At 37.2% G+C, this 19,415-nt stretch carries 19 protein-coding genes; 16 read left to right on the top strand and 3 right to left on the bottom strand.

Annotated elements, in window-relative coordinates; genetic code table 11:
- Positions 1–54: 54 nt before the first annotated feature.
- The 3 genes from priA to ODE14_RS02195 all read left to right on the top strand — a co-directional run bounded on the left by priA (position 55) and on the right by ODE14_RS02195 (position 6,150).
- The gene (priA, locus tag ODE14_RS02185) at positions 55–2,502 is read left to right on the top strand and encodes a primosomal protein N' (protein ID WP_263602795.1); all 2,448 of its coding nucleotides are present in this window, start codon (positions 55–57) and stop codon (positions 2,500–2,502) included.
- Positions 2,503–2,662: 160 nt separating this feature from the next.
- Positions 2,663–4,135 carry a D-alanyl-D-alanine carboxypeptidase/D-alanyl-D-alanine-endopeptidase gene (gene dacB / locus ODE14_RS02190; protein WP_263602796.1) on the top strand — a complete coding sequence of 491 codons (1,473 nt, stop codon included), beginning with the start codon at positions 2,663–2,665 and terminating at the stop codon, positions 4,133–4,135.
- A gap of 86 nt (positions 4,136–4,221) precedes the next feature.
- Complete coding sequence (locus ODE14_RS02195; RefSeq protein WP_263602797.1) at positions 4,222–6,150, top strand: M1 family metallopeptidase; 1,929 nt, start codon at positions 4,222–4,224, stop codon at positions 6,148–6,150.
- Positions 6,151–6,312: 162 nt separating this feature from the next.
- Here the strand turns inward: ODE14_RS02195 and ODE14_RS02200 are convergent, their stop codons facing one another.
- Positions 6,313–7,191, bottom strand: a complete 879-nt coding sequence (locus ODE14_RS02200; protein WP_263602798.1) for a cupin-like domain-containing protein — start codon at positions 7,189–7,191, stop codon at positions 6,313–6,315.
- Positions 7,192–7,352: 161 nt separating this feature from the next.
- On the opposite strand from ODE14_RS02200, the gene kbl reads away from it, so the two are divergent.
- From kbl to gldG, 5 genes are all read left to right on the top strand, one after another.
- Positions 7,353–8,549: a glycine C-acetyltransferase gene (kbl, locus tag ODE14_RS02205; protein WP_263602799.1), complete on the top strand. Its 1,197-nt coding sequence runs from the start codon at positions 7,353–7,355 to the stop codon at positions 8,547–8,549.
- Positions 8,550–8,740: 191 nt separating this feature from the next.
- Entirely contained in the window at positions 8,741–9,196 is a 456-nt protein-coding gene (locus ODE14_RS02210) for a hypothetical protein (protein ID WP_263602800.1), read from the top strand.
- Between the two features lie 2 nt (positions 9,197–9,198).
- Complete coding sequence (locus ODE14_RS02215; RefSeq protein ID WP_263602801.1) at positions 9,199–9,747, top strand: CopD family protein; 549 nt, start codon at positions 9,199–9,201, stop codon at positions 9,745–9,747.
- Between the two features lie 88 nt (positions 9,748–9,835).
- Complete coding sequence (locus tag ODE14_RS02220; protein WP_263602802.1) at positions 9,836–10,564, top strand: ABC transporter permease; 729 nt, start codon at positions 9,836–9,838, stop codon at positions 10,562–10,564.
- 4 nt (positions 10,565–10,568) lie between these two features.
- Positions 10,569–12,239, top strand: a complete 1,671-nt coding sequence (gene gldG, locus ODE14_RS02225) for a gliding motility-associated ABC transporter substrate-binding protein GldG (protein WP_248393873.1) — start codon at positions 10,569–10,571, stop codon at positions 12,237–12,239.
- A gap of 31 nt (positions 12,240–12,270) precedes the next feature.
- Here gldG and ODE14_RS02230 read toward each other — a convergent pair whose 3' ends face one another.
- Positions 12,271–12,411 (bottom strand): hypothetical protein, encoded by a 141-nt coding sequence (locus ODE14_RS02230; RefSeq protein ID WP_263602803.1) that lies wholly within the window; start codon positions 12,409–12,411, stop codon positions 12,271–12,273.
- A gap of 102 nt (positions 12,412–12,513) precedes the next feature.
- A complete protein-coding gene (locus tag ODE14_RS02235) occupies positions 12,514–13,428 on the bottom strand; it encodes a helix-turn-helix domain-containing protein (RefSeq protein WP_263602804.1) in 915 nt (304 codons plus the stop codon).
- 567 nt (positions 13,429–13,995) lie between these two features.
- Between ODE14_RS02235 and ODE14_RS02240 the strand changes: the two genes are divergently transcribed.
- The 8 genes from ODE14_RS02240 (at position 13,996) to ODE14_RS02275 (ending at position 19,211) form a co-directional block, all read left to right on the top strand.
- On the top strand, positions 13,996–14,586 hold the full coding sequence (locus ODE14_RS02240; RefSeq protein WP_263602805.1) for a Crp/Fnr family transcriptional regulator: 591 nt from the start codon (positions 13,996–13,998) through the stop codon (positions 14,584–14,586).
- A 77-nt stretch (positions 14,587–14,663) separates the two neighbouring features.
- Positions 14,664–15,068 (top strand): VOC family protein, encoded by a 405-nt coding sequence (locus ODE14_RS02245; RefSeq protein ID WP_263602806.1) that lies wholly within the window; start codon positions 14,664–14,666, stop codon positions 15,066–15,068.
- Between the two features lie 24 nt (positions 15,069–15,092).
- Entirely contained in the window at positions 15,093–15,617 is a 525-nt protein-coding gene (locus ODE14_RS02250) for a DinB family protein (RefSeq protein WP_263602807.1), read from the top strand.
- A 2-nt stretch (positions 15,618–15,619) separates the two neighbouring features.
- Positions 15,620–16,396 (top strand): alpha/beta fold hydrolase, encoded by a 777-nt coding sequence (locus ODE14_RS02255; protein WP_263602808.1) that lies wholly within the window; start codon positions 15,620–15,622, stop codon positions 16,394–16,396.
- 603 nt (positions 16,397–16,999) lie between these two features.
- Positions 17,000–17,431 (top strand): VOC family protein, encoded by a 432-nt coding sequence (locus ODE14_RS02260; RefSeq protein WP_263602809.1) that lies wholly within the window; start codon positions 17,000–17,002, stop codon positions 17,429–17,431.
- Between the two features lie 60 nt (positions 17,432–17,491).
- A complete protein-coding gene (locus ODE14_RS02265; RefSeq protein WP_263602810.1) occupies positions 17,492–17,905 on the top strand; it encodes an SRPBCC family protein in 414 nt (137 codons plus the stop codon).
- A gap of 66 nt (positions 17,906–17,971) precedes the next feature.
- The gene (locus ODE14_RS02270) at positions 17,972–18,187 is read left to right on the top strand and encodes a hypothetical protein (protein ID WP_263602811.1); all 216 of its coding nucleotides are present in this window, start codon (positions 17,972–17,974) and stop codon (positions 18,185–18,187) included.
- A 157-nt stretch (positions 18,188–18,344) separates the two neighbouring features.
- Entirely contained in the window at positions 18,345–19,211 is an 867-nt protein-coding gene (locus ODE14_RS02275; RefSeq protein ID WP_263602812.1) for a VOC family protein, read from the top strand.
- Positions 19,212–19,415 lie beyond the last annotated feature (204 nt).

Consider the following 19,415-nt stretch of genomic DNA (forward strand, 5'->3'; position numbering starts at 1 on the left):
AAAAATTGCAGTTACCGAAAGAATCAATTAATTTTACATTTTAAATATTTTCCTTTGCAGTACGCCCAGATTGTTTTACCCTTAAATTTAAAAGGATCTTTTACCTATAAAGTTCCCGAAGAACTGCAATCCGAAATCCAGGTTGGAATGAGGGTTTTGGTTGCGTTTCGTGGTAAAAAAATCTATACCGGAATTGTATTTGAACTTCATAATGATGCGCCGGAAGCATTTGTCGCAAAAGAAGTTATCAGCCTTTTGGATGATCAGCCTATTGTTCCGCACGAGCAGATTGAGTTTTGGAACTGGCTTTCAGATTATTATTTGTGCGGGCTGGGTGAAATTTACCGTTTTGCATTTCCTTCTTCGTTGAAGCTGGAAAGCGAAACTTATTTAAAATTAAAGCCGAATATAACGGTTGATTTCGAAAATCTGGATGTCAATGAAATGTACCTGATCCAGGCTCTGGAAGTACGGCAGCTGATTAATCTGACGGATATTGAAGCATTTATCCCCAAAAAAGATATCATCAGAACCATCAATTCTTTAATTGATCTTCAATATATCGAGATTGATGAAAAAATCGCCGAAAAGTACAAAGCAAAGGAAGTTGCATACGTAAAAGTAAAAGATGAGGTTTTAAAAAACCAGAACCTTACGGAAATACTTTTAACCTTAAAAAGATCGCAGAAGCAGAAAGACCTTTTCCTTCATATTCTCGAAAAGCAGACGGAAAATCCGGATCTTCACATAAAAAAATCAGAGCTTTTTGAAGATGGTTATTTTGTAAGTTCACACTTTAAAGCATTGGCAGATAAGAATCTGGTTGAGGAATATTACATGCAGAAAGACAGGCTTGAAAGCTATGAAGGGGAAATAGAAGAAATAGAAGAGCTTTCAGAATCTCAGAAAAATGCAAAAGCGGAAATTGATGAAGCCTTTGAGGACGGAAAAAACGCGCTGCTTCATGGGGTGACATCATCAGGAAAGACCCATATTTATCTTGAAAAAATAGAAGAATGTATCAATGAAGGCAAAAACGTATTATTTCTCCTTCCTGAAATTTCTTTAACCAAGCAGATTACTCAACGATTAGAAAAAAAATACGGAAGACAGATTGGGTTTTACCATCAGAAACTGACAGATTTTGAACGCGTGGAGGTCTGGAGAAGAATCCGCCAGAATGATATTAAAATCCTGATCGGAACACGGAACTCTTTGTTCCTGCCTTTCCGGAATTTAGGTTTGATTGTGGTGGATGAAGAACATGATTCCGCATACAGGCCTCGCGAAGTGTCTCCTTATTTCAATGCTAAAGATGCAGCACTGGTATTGGGAAATTTTTATGGTGCCCGGGTCATTTTAGGTTCTGCAACACCTTCTGTTGAAAGTTATTACAATGCCAGGAAAGATAAAATGGCCTATGTTTTTCTCGAGGAACGTTTTGGAAACGTAAATCTTCCGGAATATGAGCTGATAAATTTTAAAGAAGCCCAGGATTCCAAAAAAGTTTCCGGAAACTTTTCTTTGCAGATTATTGATGAGATTAAAAAAGTTCTTGAAGAAAAGAACCAGATTATTGTGCTTCATAATCGCCGTGGTTACGCCAACGTGGTAGAATGCGAAACCTGTGGTTATGTGAATTATTGCTCCAATTGTGACGTCGTAATGACATATCACAAAGCTGCCAATGAAATGAAATGCCATTACTGCGGCCAGAGAGCTTCCAAACCGAAAACCTGTCCCAAATGTTATTCTGAAAACCTGAATGAAAGAGGAGTGGGAGTCGAACAGATTCATGAAGAAGTCTCAAAACTGTTTCCCGACAACGAAGTTGACCGCATGGATGTTGATTCGATGAGAAAAAAATTCGCGTACGAAAGATTGTATGAGAAAATTGAAGACCGTGAGACCGATATTGTAGTCGGAACACAGATGATTTCGAAAGGACTGGACTTTAATCACATTGAGCTTGTAGCAATTCCAAAGGCTGATTCAATGTTGTATGTTCAGGATTTCAGAGCAGAAGAACGTGCTTACCAGCTCATTACACAGGTTTCCGGAAGAGCGGGCAGGGTATCAGGAAAAGGAAAAATTATCATACAGACGTATAACCCGGAACATTCCGTTTTTCAGCTGATTAAAATGAATAATCCGGCAAGGGTATATAAATATATTTTAACGGAACGTAAGAAATTCCATTATCCGCCTTTTACAAAACTCATCATGATTGAGCTGAAACACAGAAGAGAAGATAAAGCGAACAGAGCTTCTCAGTTTCTAGGATCAATTTTGAGGAAATATCTTCCCGGAGATTGTGTACTGGGGCCGGAAAAAGCGCAGATTGCAAAACTTAACAACCTGTACCAGTTCCAGATCCTTCTTAAGCTTCCCAGAGGAAAAAAATATGAAGAATATAAAAAATTGATTTTAACAAGTTTGGAAGAATTTGATGAAATTACTGCATACCACAGTATTAAAAAAGATGTATTTGTAGATTTTTAACAAATTTTAACAAATTTTATAGGGTTTTATAAGCCTTCTGCATCCCTACTAATTGCAATATTTTCTACATTTGGTCGTTGATTATATGTTTGGGGTTTTAACTTTCGATTTAACCGATTGATTTTTAATCCATCCAAACTATAGCAAAATGAAAAAATAGATGGTAAATTTCAGAAAGTATATTTCAGGTGTTGCGGTGCTGGCCGCAGGATTTTTCCTTGCCCAGTCTACCGTTTCTACAGTGCTGTATGCTCCGGGTTACGAAAATCAGAACAACAGTTTGAATCTGCCTTCACCGATTACTTCGATGGCGGAAAAAACGATTCTCTCGGCAAAAGAGCTTGTAGACATTAATGTAAACACAATGATGACCGATCCGGTGCTGAAAAATGCAACCTGGGGATTCGTAGTGTACGATCCGAAAACGAAGAAAATAATTTCTTCGTATAATGAAAATACTCCTTTAGTTCCTGCTTCCACCACAAAATTACTCACTACCGAAACGGCAATGAACATGCTGGGTGAGAATTACCGTTGGAATACGCAGCTGGAATATTCGGGAAGTGTTGATGAAAATGGAGTTCTGAACGGAAATCTTTACATCGTGGGAAGCGGGGATCCTTCTTTGGGGACCAATAAAGCAGGAGCATGGGCGTACAGAGATATTATTTCAGATTTTAAGGAAGGACTTTCACGCGAGGGAATCAAAAAGGTAAATGGTGATATTATCATCCAGACAGCGCTTTTCAAAGGCAATATTTCAAAGCTTCCGGAAAATGTTGTGTGGTTGGAGAATAATAATTACTACCTGCCTGCAGGAACTACGCACGAGATCAATCCTGCCAATGAAAAACTGATTGTAAAAAAATCAGCCAATTTCTCAAATGAAAAGAAATTTTTCTACGTTTCTCCTTATAACAACCAAATGGTGTATGCCGATAAATATGAAGGTGATGGCATTTTAACAACAAAATTGCCGGATGCACCGGCCTATCTTGCCAACTCTTTCAGAACAACTCTGGTGAAAAGCGGGATACCTGTAACAGGAAAAGTGACTCCGAAAATGACGGACGCTAATCCCGAAAGCAGAAAGATGATCTCGGTCTATAAATCTCCAACTTTAGGCGATATTATTTTTTATACCAATCAGCACAGTGATAACGGTCTAGCCGAAGCATTGCTGAAAACGGTAGGTTTCCAGAGTTTGGGAGATCAGACTAGTGAATCAGGAAGAAAAGTAGTAACCGAGCATCTGAAGAAAGAAGGCTTTGATATGTTAGGGTTAAATTATATTGACGGAAGCGGACTTTCAAGAAGCAATAACGTTACGCCGATATCACAGGTAAAGTTTTTAACTTCTTTAATGGATGAAAAATATTATAAAACATATCTGAATTCATTGCCGGTAGGAGGCCAGTCCGGAACATTGAAAAGAATGTTCAACGGAGTCGGAAACGGGCAGATTTATGCAAAAACAGGAACTTTAAACAGAGTGAAAACGTTAGCAGGATATATGAAAACCAATACAGGGAAAACTTTGGTTTTTTCTTTATTGGTGAACAATTATACGGGATCGGTAGACATGGTAAAGAAAAGAATGGAGAAAATTCTTGAGCCTGCATTGGATTTATAGTATTATTAAAATTTAATTAAGATAAAAACCTTTTGATCAATGATTGAAAGGTTTTTTTATATCTTTGATACAATTTTTTACTAAGTATGAAAAAAATCTATTTTTTGTTATTGGGTGTTTTTACAATCCATCAATTGTACGCCCAAAAAGACATAAACAATATTGAAAGAAAGGGACTGATCGCAAAAGAAATGAAATCTTTTGCCAACAAAATGGAAGCCGGAAATACAAATCCGAATACGCTCAATTATGATCTGCAGTATCAGAGAATGGATGTTACGGTAAATCCGGCTATATATAGCATTGAAGGCTCCGTAACCTCTCATTTTAAACCCAATCAGAATATCAGCAGCATCTATTTTGATCTCGACGATCAGATGACGGTCTCACAGGTTGCCTATCATGGAAACAATCTTAATTTTCAGCAGCTCTCTACAAAGGAAGTAAAAATTGATTTTGCTTCTCCACTTGCTGCCAATGTACTGGATTCTCTTACGATTAGCTATTCGGGAGCGCCGCCTACGGCAAATAATGCTTTCTTTAACGGAACACAGGGCGGAACTGCGGTTTTATCTACCCTTAGCGAACCGTATGGTGCGCAGGATTGGTTTCCTACCAAACAAAGCTTAAATGATAAAATCGAAAAGTTTGATATAAAAGTAACCACGCCTTCCCAATATAGTGTGGCTGGAAACGGTAAATTTATGTCTGAAACCATTCTTGGAAACGGACAAAAACGTACTTTCTGGAGAACACAATATCCTACTGCGGCTTATCTTATCGCGTTTTCTATTACTAATTTTGTTAAGTTAAATGACACTATGGGAAATCCGCCATTCCCTTTTGTAAACTATATTTTTCCGTCTACTTCCAACAATACAACAAGCATGAGCAATATTGAATGGACGAAAACAGTGATGGATACTTTTGAAAATTATTTCGGGCCTTATCCTTTCCGGAATGAAAAGTACGGACATATGGAATTTCAGGCCGGCGGCGGAATGGAGCATCAGACCATGTCATCCATGGGCGGTTGGTCCAGAGATTTAATTGCCCATGAACTTGCCCACCAATGGTTCGGAGACAAAGTAACCTGCGGCGCATGGAATGATATCTGGCTTAATGAAGGTTTCGCAACATTTGGTGAACATTTAGCTAATGAAAAGCTGCTGATGACCAATGCCAACTTTTTAAATTATCTTCTGGGACAGAAAAACTATATTACAAGCGCAACAGGTGGAAGTGTATATGTTGCCGATTCAAATCTCTGGAGTGTGGGAACTATTTTCAATGGAAGATTGTCTTATGCAAAAGGCGGATATGTACTGAGAATGATTAAATGGATCCTTGGAGATGCAGCATTTTACCAAGCTATTAAGGAATATCATTCAAGACCTGCACTTGCCTATAATTATGTAAGAACACAGGATCTTAATGCTTCTTTATTGACTTCCACCGGTAAAGATTTTACAGAATTTTTCAACGACTGGATCTACGGACAGGGCTATCCCACCTATACTATCCGCTGGAAACAGATAGGAAATACTTTAACCATAAGAGCTTCACAGACGCAAAGCAATCCTACGGTAAGCTTTTTTGAGATGCCTCTTCCGATTAAAGTAAACGGAACCGGAGGGCAGGTTGCCTATCTGGCATTAAATAATACGACAAACAATCAGTATTTCACGCAATCCGTGGCCTTTCCGGTGGCCAGCATAGAATTTAATTATGAATACCAGATTTTAGAAAAAAATTCAACAGTGGCCCAGGATAATACGCTGGGAACAGCAGAGACGGCTAAAGATGAATTCACAATCTACCCGAATCCCGCCAACAATCAAATTAATATCAAAGGCATTGACAAATCCTCCGAATTTACCATTTATTTCATAGACGGAAAACTCGTAAAAAAAGGGATATATCAGCCCGGAAAACCAATCAATACATCAGAATTTGTTCCCGGAGCGTATATTCTTAAAATTAATGATAAGAATATAAAGTTTTTAAAAAAGTAATTATTAACTGTACCTATCAGGTCAAAACCTTCAGAATCTCTGAAGGTTTTTTTGTTTAAAAATGAATAATTGGAATTGGATAATAGATGTTTAATGATCTTTCTGCCGACAATACTAAATCAATGAGTTCCATAGCTGATATTTTTAAGGTTAAAATTTAAATTAAATCTGAAAACTTTTCTGGCGCTTAATAGCCCTGTTGGCTTTACGTTTTGCCTTTTCCACTTTAAAATCAAACCATTTCTGTTTAAATATGTTTCGCATCAGGTTATCAAAATGTCTTATCAGAACCAGATTTTTAAAACCCCGCCATTTTTCAAGTAAACTGGAAGGTAAAGCCCGTATAGAAACAGAATAGCCTTCGGTTTCGTATTGGATATAATGCCACCAGCCGGAAGGAATGTAAAGGGTTTCACCCGGTTTTATAATTGCTTCATATCCGTCCAGATATTTCAGTCCGGGAAATTCTTCATAATCAGGATCCTTAATATTGGTGATACTGTGGAAGTTGTAAGGAAGCTTATACATCAAATCAGATTGTTCCCACGGAAAAAGCCAGATTCTTTTAATTCCCTGGAACTGGGTGATAAAAACATGAGACATATCAATGTCAATATGATTTCTGGTAATTGAGCCTTCACCACCGAAAAACATAAAAGGCAGCCATTTTATGATTTTTCCTTTCGTAACATCGTTATAATGGATATCATTTTTAAGTTCGGGTTTAACGGTTAATAAATTAAATAAAAAAAGACGGTGTTCAGTGGGAGAAGAAGTGATCAGGTTCAGATACTCTGAGAAAGTACTTTGCCCGATTGGTTTGCTGGCGACTCTGTCCAGCGATTCAATTTCGCTTCCATAAATATTAACTCTGTGCTCTCCGGCGATTTTTTTAAAATAAGAATAATTCCATTTTTCAAAAGCGGGACTTTTTGAGTCTACAAAATCCTCCAGGATAATTGGTTTTGAAGGTTTTAAATAGGTTTTGAGGAAATCTTCGGATGTTATTTTTTTAATTTTTTGTACTGGTGATAATCTCATTTTCCTGATTTTAGAGTAACAAATATAACGATTAGTCTACTTAAATTGTAGACTATTTGGAAAAATATTAAATTTTTATTTAAACGCTCAGAATAAAAATCATAAAATAGAATACTTTACCGTGATTTTATTAAATTAGCGCATCAAAAAATCTATCTAAAATGATCTCTAAAAAATATCTTGAAAATTTACAGAATGAACTGCAGAATATCGACAACGACGGGCTTTACAAAAGAGAAAGAATTATTACTTCTCAGCAGAGTGCGGAAATAGAAGCTAACGGGAAAAGACTGCTGAACTTCTGTGCCAACAATTACCTGGGATTATCCAACCATCCGGAAGTGATGAAAGCTTCTCAGGATATGATAGAATCTCACGGTTACGGAATGTCATCCGTTCGTTTTATCTGCGGAACCCAGGATATTCATAAGCAACTGGAGCAGAAGATTGCGGATTTTTTAGGTCTTGAAGATACGATCCTTTATGCAGCATGTTTTGATGCAAACGGAGGAGTTTTTGAACCATTATTCACAGAAGAAGATGCGATCATTTCGGATGAGCTGAACCATGCTTCCATTATCGACGGCGTTCGTCTTTGTAAAGCGGCAAGATACCGTTATAAAAACAACAATATGGAAGATCTTGAAGCCCAGTTAATTGCAGCTTCCGAAAAAAATCACCGTTTTAAAATCATCGTTACGGATGGTGTTTTCTCAATGGACGGAATTGTTGCCGATCTGAAAGGTGTTTGCGATTTGGCAGATAAATATGACGCTTTGGTGATGGTAGACGACTCTCATGCTACAGGTTTCATCGGGAAGACAGGCCGTGGAACGCATGAAGCCAACGAAGTGATGGGTAGAGTAGACATCATTACTTCCACTTTAGGAAAGGCATTGGGAGGTGCTTTGGGAGGATTTACTTCCGGTAAAAAAGAAATCATCGATATGCTGAGACAGCGTTCAAGACCGTATTTATTCTCGAACTCACTGGCTCCGGGAATCGTGGGAGCAGCATTGAAAGTATTGGATATGATTTCCGAAGATACTTCTCTGCGTGATAAAGTAATGGAAAATGCAGAATATTTCAGAACGGAAATGAAATCAAAAGGTTTTGATATTCCGGATGGTGACGCGGCGATTGTTCCGGTAATGCTTTATGATGCACCTTTAGCTCAGAAAATGGCGGAAAAATTAATGGATGAAGGAATTTACGTAATCGGGTTCTTCTATCCGGTAGTGCCGAAAGGAAAAGCAAGAATCAGAGTTCAGCTTTCCGCAGCTCACACAAGAGAACATCTCGATAAAGCAATTGCTGCTTTTGAAAAAGTTGGAAAAGAGCTGGGTGTGATTTCTTAATTAATAATATTGGATGGAATGTTTCCACAAGTTCAGCACGGCAACGCTAGAAATTTGCTTTAAAAAGATTAATATCACAATGTCATGCTAAGCCTGTCGAAGCATTTTCTTATAAATGAATTTTCAAATCAACAGAATTTTGTTTTTAAAATTTATATAAAAACTTATCTTTGCTCATAATTTTCAATTAAATGTTTTTTAAATCCAAATACATCATTGAATTTTCAAAATCTAAAAATGAGTTATTAACAAATATAGATGATAAATTGTCTAAAAGTATCTTTGATATAGGAAAAGAATATATAGGTACAACAAGTGAAAATAGTTTTCAAATTCAGTTAAGCACATGGAAAAATTCCCCTACCATAACTGGAAAATTTATCAAAAAAAATGAGAAAAATTACTTGGATGTAAGAATAGGATATTTATATAACGATGTTTTAATATATATTATTTTTATTTTTTTATTACCAATATATATGATATCATTGTCTGATTATAAGACTGCTTTTCTTTTTTTTGGAATAGGAATCACATCTCTATTTATTAATATTATAACTTTAAAATTTTTAATTCGTAAATTTTTTTCAGAGCTTAAGAGCTATGACAGATTATGCAGAATTTCAAAAATTAATTATTTTAATTAAACATGCTTTATACCATCATAAAAGCGCTTCATATTATCTTTATGGTAAGCTATTTTGCAGGGATCTTTTACCTTGTAAGAATATTTGTTTATTATAAAGATACCGACGAATTTGCCGAGGATAAAAAGAAAATTTTAAGAGAACAGTATACCTTCATGGCACGCAGGCTGTGGAATATCATTACCGTTCCGGCGGGTGTAATCATGACACTTTGCGGAATAACCATGATCTTCTTGAATTTAGGATTGATGAAAACGCCTTGGTTTCATCTGAAGCTCACGTTTCTTATCGGCCTCGCAATTTACCATTACTGGTGCTGGAAAAAAGTGTTACAACTGAAAGAACTGAACGGAAATACCTTGGAAACTGCCAATATCAAACTAAGACAGGCGAATGAAATTGCGACATTTATTTTGTTCCTTGTTGTATTTACGGTGATCTTAAAATCTCAGGTTATTGAATATTGGTGGCAATTAATCACCGGATTTTTCGTTCTGGTATTTTTAATTATGATGACGGTGAAATTGGTTAATAAAAATAAGAAAAAGTAATGATTGGTTAATGGTTGTTTGCTCATGGTTGATCGTAAAAAGCTAACAACTAACAACAATTAACTAACAACATTTGACAATAAAAACTATGATTGCAATTTTAAAAAAAGAACTTTGGAGTTACTTCGGAAACTGGAGCGCATGGGTGATCATTGCCGCCTTCAGTCTGATCACGACGCTGTTTCTGTTTTTTTTCGACAACGATTCCAATATTTTTGAGATCGGGATGGCTTCTCTACAAAGCTACTTTGTTTTGGTTCCTTGGCTATTAATGTTCATCATTCCGGCTCTTTCGATGAAAACTTTTGCGGAAGAACAGCAGACCGGAACATTAAACTGGCTGTTTTCCCAACCCTTAAAAATTTCGGATTTGGTATTCGGAAAATTCTTGTCCGTTTGGATTGTTGGTATTTTATGCCTGATTCCATCACTGATTTATTTATACACCGTTTATGTACTAGGTGTTCCGGCAGGAAATATAGATCTAGGGATGACCTTCGGAAGTTATATCGGGTTAATTATTTTAATTGCAGCATTTTCGGGAGTTGGAATTCTGGCTTCTTCGCTTTCCCAAAACCAGATCATGGCTTATCTGTTGGGTGTTTTCATGTGTTTCATCATGTACTTCGGGATTGAGCAGTTGGCAAGTTATAAATTGCTTGGAGGCGCAGACTTTATTTTACAGAATGTAGGCTTTTATCAGCATTTCTTAGGTTTTACAAGAGGACTTATTGATTTTAAAGATGTAGCTTATTTTGTGCTGATCATCGGTATTACCTTAGTTTTGTCCAATCATTTCATTAATAAAAAAAAGTAGAATTATGAAGAAGATATCATTTAAATCTCCGCTGGGAATTTTACTTTTCGTCATATTACCGCTGGTTATTATTCTCGCCGTTTCAGGCATCAGGTTGGATTTAACCAAAGAAAAAAGGTATACACTTTCAGACAATACCGTTAAAGTATTAGAATCGGTAAATAAACCTTTGGTGGTGGACGTTTACCTGGAAGGCGATTTTCCTGCCAGCTTCAAGCAGCTTCAGAGTGAAACGAGATTCATGCTCGAAGAATTCAGGAAGATCAATCCGAAAATCGATTTCAAATTTATTGATCCCATCAAAACCAAAATGTCTCAGGATACCCTGATGGCAATGGGAATGCAGCCTTCCGTACTTCCGGATATCAAAGACGGGAAAGTTTCGCAAATTATGCTGTTTCCGTATGCGGTGGTAAAATATGACAAAAAAGGAGTTTCCATTCCGTTGGTAGTACAGCAGTCCGGAATTGATGCAGATCAGCAGTTAACAAAATCCATCGAAAATTTAGAATATAATCTGATTTCCAATATCAAAAATATTGCAGCAAACCGGAGAAAAAAAATCGGGGTACTGATCAACCAGGATGAGCTGAGCCCCACTGAATTCCAGGGATTCATGCAGCTGGCAACGGAAAGTTATGATGCAGGACCTATTATTCCTAAAAATCAGAAAGAGCTTAGCCTTGCTGATGTTCCGATGCTGAAGCAGATGAGTGCGCTTGTCATTGCAAAACCAAGAAAAGCCTTCACCGACGGAGAAAAAGTGATCCTTGACCAATACATCATGAACGGTGGTAAAACGTTGTGGATGATTGATGCCGTAAATGCGGAAATGGATACGCTGATGAGGTCTAAAAAAGTAATGCCGTTCCCGGTAGATATCAATATGACCGACTTTTTCTTCAACTACGGGATCAGGATCAACCCTGCTTTGGTAAAAGATGTGAAGAAATTTGCCCTGTTGAGATTAGTGACCGGAGAAGTGAGTGGAAATCCTCAGTACACCAGTCTTCCGTGGCCGTATTATCCATTAGGAATCGCAGAAAACAAAAATCCGATTACCAAAAATATCAATCCGGTGAAATTTGAATTCCCGACCTCCATTGATACCTTGGGCGGAAGAAAAAATATTAAGACCAATGTGCTTTTCGAATCAAGTGAAAGAACGTTGCTCAAGCAGGTTCCGAATTATGTGGATTTAAAAGAAATTTCCAGTGTCGACAGCCTTGGGCAAATGGAAAAACCTAGCACCCCGAAAATCTATGCAGTAGCATTGGAAGGAAAGTTCAATTCTGCGTATGCTTCAAGGATTGAAAGAAAATCATACCCGAATTTCAAAAATTCAAGTCCTGAAAATAAAATGATCGTGATTGCCGACGGCGACGTAGGCCGAAATAAAGTGCTGAAAGGCGAGCCTCTTCCTTTGGGTGTAGATCTGCTCACCAACGAACAGTTTGGCAACGAACAGTTCCTGAGAAATGCCCTCGACTATCTTCTGGACGACAGCAACCTTATGGAACTCAGAAACCGAAATATCGAAGAAAGGCTTCTGGACCGACAAAGAATTACCGAAGAGAAAAACAACTGGCAATGGTTTAATTTGCTGCTGCCGTTAGTAATCATCGGGATTTTAGGAGGATTGTTCTTCTGGTTGAGGAAGAAGAAGTTTGGATAAAAAAAAAGAGAAGTTTTGGACTTCTCTTTTTTTATTTTTTAATTATATCTATGGCAAAAACTATAAGAAAACCTAAGGCAGCTTTTCTTTCAATATCTATTGTCGGATTGGTGTTTGATTTCTTAAGATCTTTAGGAGTGTAATACAAATAATAATAAAGAATCTTTTTCATGTTATAAAATTTGAATTGTTATTAGTCTATTCAAAAATAAAAAAACACCTTTAAATTATTATCAGTAAAAAACGGATTTTTTGTAAGATTATAAAGATAATCTCAATTAAACGCCCTCCTAAACTCCCCCGGCGACTGCTTCACCTTCTGCTTAAACAACTTACTGAAAGACTGCGGATGCTCAAAACCAAGTTCATAAGCAATTTCACTGACGGACAAATTGGTCGTGCTCAGACGTTCTTTAGCATGGTCGATCAGCTTATTCTGGATGTGCTGTTGCGTGTTTTGCTGCGTATGAATCCGCAACAGGCTGCTCAGGTAGTTCGGGGAAATACTCAGTTGTTCCGCGATGGATTTTACCGAAGGAATCCCTTTTTCCAGAAGATTTCCGCTGCTGAAATATTGCGAAAGCGTTTCTTCAAATTTTTCCAATAATTCGTGGCTGGATTTTTTGCGGGTAAAGAACTGCCGTTCATAAAAACGTTCGGCGTAGATCATGAACAGTTCAAGCTGGGCGACGATCAGCTCCTGGGTAAATTTATCGGTATTGTTCTGGTATTCTTTTTCAATATTCCTGAAAAGATCAACGATGATTTTCTCTTCCTTATCTGATAGAAAAAGTGCTTCATTGATTTGGTAGCTGAAAAATTCGTACGATTTGATTTTTTTGATCAGGGAAGTTCCCCAAAGGAAATCAGGGTGAATGAGCAGTAAATAGCCCGTCGGTTCCGCTACCACATCAGGTTTCATTTCCAGGCTCAGGAACTGAAGCGGCGAAACAAAACACAGTACACCGGAGTCAAAATCGTATTCCTGCTGTCCGTAATTGAATTTTGCATTAACGTTACGTTTCAGACCTACCGAGTAGAAATTCTGGATCCATTTCAGCTCCGTATCGTTTACCGGATACTGTACTTTGCTGTAATCAATAAGGCTGATCAGCGGATGTTCCGGATTCGGAAGATTACAAAATGCATGAAAATCTGAAATTGAATTAAATCTGAAAGTTTGTTTCATACCGCTAAATTATTAATTATTTTGAATCGTTGACCATCAGACATTTACCATATTTGAAAATCTAATGAAATTTTTTAATAATAATATTTAAATCGATTATTTTTCAACCGACAACTATCAACCATCAAATATTATCTTTCAGACAGTGGCTTCGACAAGCTCAGCCTGACAATGTGTGCCTATAGCGAGTAGTATTAGCGATGTCATCCTGAGCCTGTTGAAGGATCTTCAATTACTTAACAAAATAAACTTTGTTTATACCTCATCAAAAAATAATTAAAACAGCGTCGATCTAAAAAACTTAACTACTTAATGTTGTTTGCGTTTTTCCGGGAAAGCTTGTTGCGAGGGTGCAACAACCTTTCCCGGTTACCGGAAAAGCCTTTGCAGGGGTGTGTGGAGGTTTCCTGGTGTTCCGGAAAACTTCGCGCGAGGGTGCGGCAAACTTTCCTGAAGATTAGATGTTAAAAAAATGTTATTCAAATACTCATTTTTAAAAATCTAAAAATTTATCTTCATCAGTTCCCGCAAAAATTCTATTTTTAAACCACAAAAAACAGTTACCTGATGATTAGTAAGGCCCTCGAAATATGCTATGATTTCCCGTTTTTCTTACCGGAAGAACTTCTGGAAATATTCAATGCCCATGAGAAAATTACCTTCCATAAAGGAGATTTTATCCTGGAAGAAGGCAAAACAGCCAATGAATATTATATCGTGGAAAAAGGCCTCGCAAGATCATTTGTTACAGACTTCAACGGTAACGATGTTACGACTAATTTTTTTGTTGAAAACGAAATTATTATTGAGGTTTCATCACTTTTCCAGAGAATTCCTACGCAGGAAAACATCGTCTGCATTACCGACTGCGAATGCTGGAAGTTCGATTTTGAAACTTTTCAGGAGCTTTTTCATAAAATCCCTAATCTCAGGGAGTGGGGAAGGGCATGGATGTCGCAGCAATTGTTCATTTGCAAGCAGCGTTCCGTGGAAATGTTTACCCTGTCTGCCACCAGACGCTACCTTAATCTTCTGGAGCAGAAGCCTTACGTCATTCAATTTGCGCCACTCAAGCAGATCGCGTCTTATCTCGGCGTTACAGATACTTCTTTAAGCCGAATCCGCAAAGAATTGGTTTCACATCCCAGGAAAATATAAATCTTGCCTTATGACAAGTTGATTTTCACGGCAACTTGATAATTTTGGTTATAGGTTAAACAAAATAAAATCACACTATGAAAATCAATCAGATCTTTGTCAATCTTCCCGTAAAAGATATTTGGGAAACAAAAGAATTCTGGACGAACCTGGGTTTCTCCGTCAACGAGCAGATTTCCGATGAAAGAGCAGTCTGTATCATGATGAATGATACGATTTCCATCATGTTCTTAACGGAAGAATTTTTCGAAACCTTTTCAGAAAGACCTGTTCCGAAAGGCGATACTACCCAGGTATTGGTTGCCATCGGATTAGACAGCCGTGAAGAAGTAGACCAGGTTGTGAATGCGGCTGTCGCCAACGGCGCAACACAGCACGAAGAACCGCAGGATCATGGCTGGATGTATCAAAATTCTTTCTGGGACATCAATGGTCATGGATGGAATGTCATTTTTGCCGATCCTTCTCAGATCCTATCATAATTAATACATCAGAAACATAACATTATGGACACGCCAACATCAAAAAAATTAGAAATTATTATTCCTGCATTCCGTGGTCACAGTCAGAATTTCCTGATGGTGCTGGATGGAATTTCCGAGCAGGACGCTCTGAAAAGAGTAGAAGGCAAAACCAATCATATCATCTGGATGGCCGGAAACTTTTTGGATATGAGGTATGCTTTAGGATCGGTGCTCGGAATTCAGGAAGAATTTGAATTTAAAGATCTTTTTTTTCAGGGGAAAAGTTTAAATGAAAGTTTTGCCTACCCTTCGTTGGAGCAGTTAAAGGATGCTTTTCACAAAATATCGCCTCTGGTGTATCAGAAATTACTGGAAGCTTCAGACGAAGAATTGGACAAAGCTTTTCCCATGGGAATGAATATCGAATTTTTTCCGGAAACCGTGCTGAATTTCATCGGAATGTGCATCGGTCGGGAAGATTATCTGTGCGGGCAAATCGGACTGATGCGGAGAATTCTCGGTTATGAAGGCTTAAAATATGAATTCGATAAAGATTTAAAATATTAAAAATGACTCCGGCTGAAAAAGGGTATCAGGAAATTAACGGAATTAAGATGTATTACGAAATCTACGGTTCCGGAAAACCTTTGGTGTTGATTCATGGCGGCGGAGGTTCCATTCTGTTTGATTATAAAGAAGTTATTGCAAGGCTTGAAAATAAGTTTCAGCTTATCGGCATTGATCTTCAGAATCACGGAAGGTCCGGTCATCGTGATATTGCGGAAACTTTTGAACAGGATGCGCATGATGTTGCTGCACTTCTGAAAAGTATCAACATAGAAAAAGCTTCATTCTGGGGATTCAGTAATGGTGGAAATACGGTAATGCAGGTTGCTCATCGGTATCCTGAAATGGTGGAAAAACTGATCGTTGCATCTGCATTCTACAAAAAAAACGGAATGCTGGACGGTTTCTTCGAAAGCATGAACAATGCTACTCTCGATTCAATGCCCGAACCGCTTAAAATTAATTTTTTGAGCCTGAATCCGGACTTTTCTGCCCTGGAAAACATGTTCGATAAAGACAGCAAAAGGATGCAGACTTTCGAAGACTGGAGTGAAGAAATTTTGAAAGGCATATCTTCTCCCGTATTATTTATTTCCGGGGATAAAGATGTAATGAAACCGGAACATACGGTGGAAATGTGGCGGCTTGTCGAAGATTCAAATCTCTTGATTCTTCCTGCAACCCACGGTTCCTACATGATGGCTGATTTTAATGGCAATACTGACGACAGGCTTATTGATTTTACTGTTATCGAGGCAGAAAAGTTTTTAAATAATTAAAATTTTTCAAAATCAATAGCTCATTTAAATCTAACTCTCTTTGCTGAGTAGAACGCCCTTGCGAACTTAAAAAGTATAGTAGTAAAAAATCTTTGCGGTCTTTGCGTTAAAAAAATAAACATTAAATAAAAAAATACTTAAATCAAGGCCAATTAAATTCTTAGAAACGATTGTTCATGTAACTCTTATGCTTTTGCTGAGTAGAACGCGCTTGCGAACTTAAAAAAGTATAGTAGTAAAAAAATCTTTGCGGTCCTTGCGTTAAAAAAAATAAACATTAAATAAAAAAATACTTAAATCAAGGCCAATTAAATTCTTAGAAACGATTGTTCATGTAACTCTTATGCTTTTGCTGAGTAGAACGCGCTTGCGAACTTAAAAAAGTATAGTAGTAAAAAAATCTTTGCGGTCCTTGCGTTAAAAAAAATAAACATTAAATAAAAAAATACTTAAATCAAGGCCAATTAAATTCTTAGAAACGATTGTTCCTGTAACTCTTATGCTTTTGCTGAGTAGAACGCCCTTGCGAACTTAAAAAAGTATAGTAGTAAAAAAATCTTTGCGGTCCTTGCGTTAAAAAAATAAACATTAAAATAAAAAATCATGGCTAAATTAAATTCTTATTTAAACTTTGACGGGAAAGCGGAAGAAGCTTTCAACTTTTACAAATCCGTTTTCGGAGGAGAATTTCTCGGAGAAATTTACAGAATGGGAAATGCACCCGGAACCGAAAATTTATCGGACGAAGAAAAAAACAGGGTAATGCATATTGCGCTTCCTATCGGTAATGATCTTTTGATGGCTTCTGATATCGTTCCGAGTTTTGGGCAGACCCTCAAGGTAGGAAATAATAACTATGTCTCTATTTTCCCCGATTCCAGAGAAGAGGCGGAAAGACTTTTTAAAGGACTTTCTGAGGGCGGCAATATTGAAATGCCTCTTGAAGACCAGTTTTGGGGCGATTATTTCGGAAGTTTCCAGGACAAATATGGTATCCATTGGATGATCAATTATAATGAAGAATATATAAAATAGTGTACCTTAGTATTGAAAAGTGAAGAGCAATTATTTCAAAACACCAAAATAGATATTGATATGGAACCAATAAAAATTGAAATTACAATTCTGGAGCCCGTTGAGAAAGTATGGACGTATTTCAACAGCCCTGAACACATTACCCAATGGAATTTTGCCAGCGATACATGGGAGTGTCCTTCTGCTGAAGTAGACTTAAAAGAAGGAGGACGATTTACAACAAGAATGCAGGCAAAGGACGGAAGTTTCGGGTTTGATCTTGTCGGAATTTATGACGAAATTATTCCTGAGAAAAGCATCACTTATCACATGGAAGATCAAAGAAAAGTAAAAGTGATTTTCGATAAAATTGATGAAAACACGACAAAAGTTACTGAGATATTCGATCCTGAAAAGCAAAATCCTGTTGAAATGCAGCGGGACGGCTGGTACGCAATTCTTAATAACTTTCATAAATATGTTGAAAATCATTAAGTAATACTTTTTTCGGTCATGATCAACTTGGTAATAATGGCAAAGTGCCTGAACTCAATTTGCGCCGTGAGCCATACTGTAACAAGCGATTTCCTGCAGGGAATTATTCCCATGCCGGCCAGAAGAGCTTTAGGAAAAGAAAAAATAGATTCCCTTGAAAAACTTTCGGAATATTCCGAGAAGGAAATCCTGCAAATGTATGGTTTCGGTAAAAATGCTCTGGAAAAACTGAAAATCTACATGACGGAAAATAATATGTATTTTAAAAATAGTGACGCCTAGCATCCGGTAAATAATAATTAAATAAATTCAGGAATATTTAATACAATACCTGAAAAAAATTAAACCACTATCCTGTGCTGAATGAAATGCCCTTGCGCCTTTGCGTTAAAATAATACAGAACGATTAAGCTTATTATTTCAATATTAAATTAAAACAATGAACAACAATATCTTTCCGTGCCTCTGGTACGATGAAAACGCTAAAGAATCTGCCGAATTTTACTGTAAAATATTCGGCGGAAAAATTACCGCAGATACACCGGTGGTGATGAACATTGAACTTTTCGGCCAGAAAATAATGCTTCTCAATGGCGGTCCTCAGTTTAAAAAAAATGCTTCGGTTTCTTTTATGGTAATCTGTGAAACGGAAGATGAAGTGCAACAGTACTGGGATCAGCTGATGGAAGGCGGGATGGCCTTAATGCCACTGGATTCCTATTCATGGAGCAAAAAATACGGTTGGCTGAAAGATCAATATGACGTTACCTGGCAAATATTCCTCGGAAATAAACAGGAATCACAAAAAATAATTCCTACCCTGATGTTTATGCATGAAAACAATGGCAAAGCAATGCAGGCTATGGAATTGTATACTTCAACATTTCCTGATTCTAAGATCGGCAGTATTTTGAAATACGGAGAGGGAAGCGAGGGACACCCAATTGCAGAACCGGGAGAAAATATTCAGCATGCGCATTTTGTGATTGATGGTTACAGCTTTTTCTGTATGGACAGCTCTTATAATCATCAGTTTGATTTTAACGAAGCAATTTCAATGGTGGTGATGACAGAAGATCAGGAACAGACCGATCACTATTGGAAAAGCCTGACCTCAGACGGAGGAAAGGAAAGCATGTGCGGATGGCTAAAAGATAAGTTCGGATTCAGCTGGCAGATTGTTCCTAAAAAATTAATAGAACTGATGAGTGATCCGGATCCTGTAAAAGCCCAGAAAGTAGTGCAGGCGATGATGAGAATGCAGAAAATCATTATAGAAGATCTGGAAAAAGCCTATCATTCTTAGAATCAATTTAAATGTTATGATTGTCCGTAATTTGTCATAATTGAAAGCTTTGACTTTTTTGCTGAGTATAAACTGAAGGTTTACGAATGTAGTTCAGCCTTTGCGAAATTAAAAGCATTTAGTAATAAATAAATCTTTGCGAACCTTTGCGTTCAATAGATCAAAAACTGCTATGATTATTTTAAATAATCAATTTTACTTTTA

This window comes from Chryseobacterium sp. PET-29, assembly GCF_025736815.1.
GTDB lineage: Bacteria > Bacteroidota > Bacteroidia > Flavobacteriales > Weeksellaceae > Chryseobacterium > Chryseobacterium nepalense.

Coding starts and splice junctions, on each gene's coding strand:
- gldG (WP_248393873.1), top strand. CDS start 10,569: ATGAAGAAGATATCATTTAAATCTCCGCTGGGAATTTTACTTTTCGTC.
- ODE14_RS02195 (WP_263602797.1), top strand. CDS start 4,222: ATGAAAAAAATCTATTTTTTGTTATTGGGTGTTTTTACAATCCATCAA.
- ODE14_RS02245 (WP_263602806.1), top strand. CDS start 14,664: ATGAAAATCAATCAGATCTTTGTCAATCTTCCCGTAAAAGATATTTGG.
- dacB (WP_263602796.1), top strand. CDS start 2,663: ATGGTAAATTTCAGAAAGTATATTTCAGGTGTTGCGGTGCTGGCCGCA.
- ODE14_RS02200 (WP_263602798.1), bottom strand. CDS start 7,191: ATGAGATTATCACCAGTACAAAAAATTAAAAAAATAACATCCGAAGAT.
- ODE14_RS02275 (WP_263602812.1), top strand. CDS start 18,345: ATGAACAACAATATCTTTCCGTGCCTCTGGTACGATGAAAACGCTAAA.
- ODE14_RS02260 (WP_263602809.1), top strand. CDS start 17,000: ATGGCTAAATTAAATTCTTATTTAAACTTTGACGGGAAAGCGGAAGAA.
- ODE14_RS02235 (WP_263602804.1), bottom strand. CDS start 13,428: ATGAAACAAACTTTCAGATTTAATTCAATTTCAGATTTTCATGCATTT.
- ODE14_RS02220 (WP_263602802.1), top strand. CDS start 9,836: ATGATTGCAATTTTAAAAAAAGAACTTTGGAGTTACTTCGGAAACTGG.
- ODE14_RS02240 (WP_263602805.1), top strand. CDS start 13,996: ATGATTAGTAAGGCCCTCGAAATATGCTATGATTTCCCGTTTTTCTTA.
- kbl (WP_263602799.1), top strand. CDS start 7,353: ATGATCTCTAAAAAATATCTTGAAAATTTACAGAATGAACTGCAGAAT.
- ODE14_RS02265 (WP_263602810.1), top strand. CDS start 17,492: ATGGAACCAATAAAAATTGAAATTACAATTCTGGAGCCCGTTGAGAAA.
- ODE14_RS02255 (WP_263602808.1), top strand. CDS start 15,620: ATGACTCCGGCTGAAAAAGGGTATCAGGAAATTAACGGAATTAAGATG.
- ODE14_RS02230 (WP_263602803.1), bottom strand. CDS start 12,411: ATGAAAAAGATTCTTTATTATTATTTGTATTACACTCCTAAAGATCTT.
- ODE14_RS02210 (WP_263602800.1), top strand. CDS start 8,741: ATGTTTTTTAAATCCAAATACATCATTGAATTTTCAAAATCTAAAAAT.
- ODE14_RS02215 (WP_263602801.1), top strand. CDS start 9,199: ATGCTTTATACCATCATAAAAGCGCTTCATATTATCTTTATGGTAAGC.
- ODE14_RS02250 (WP_263602807.1), top strand. CDS start 15,093: ATGGACACGCCAACATCAAAAAAATTAGAAATTATTATTCCTGCATTC.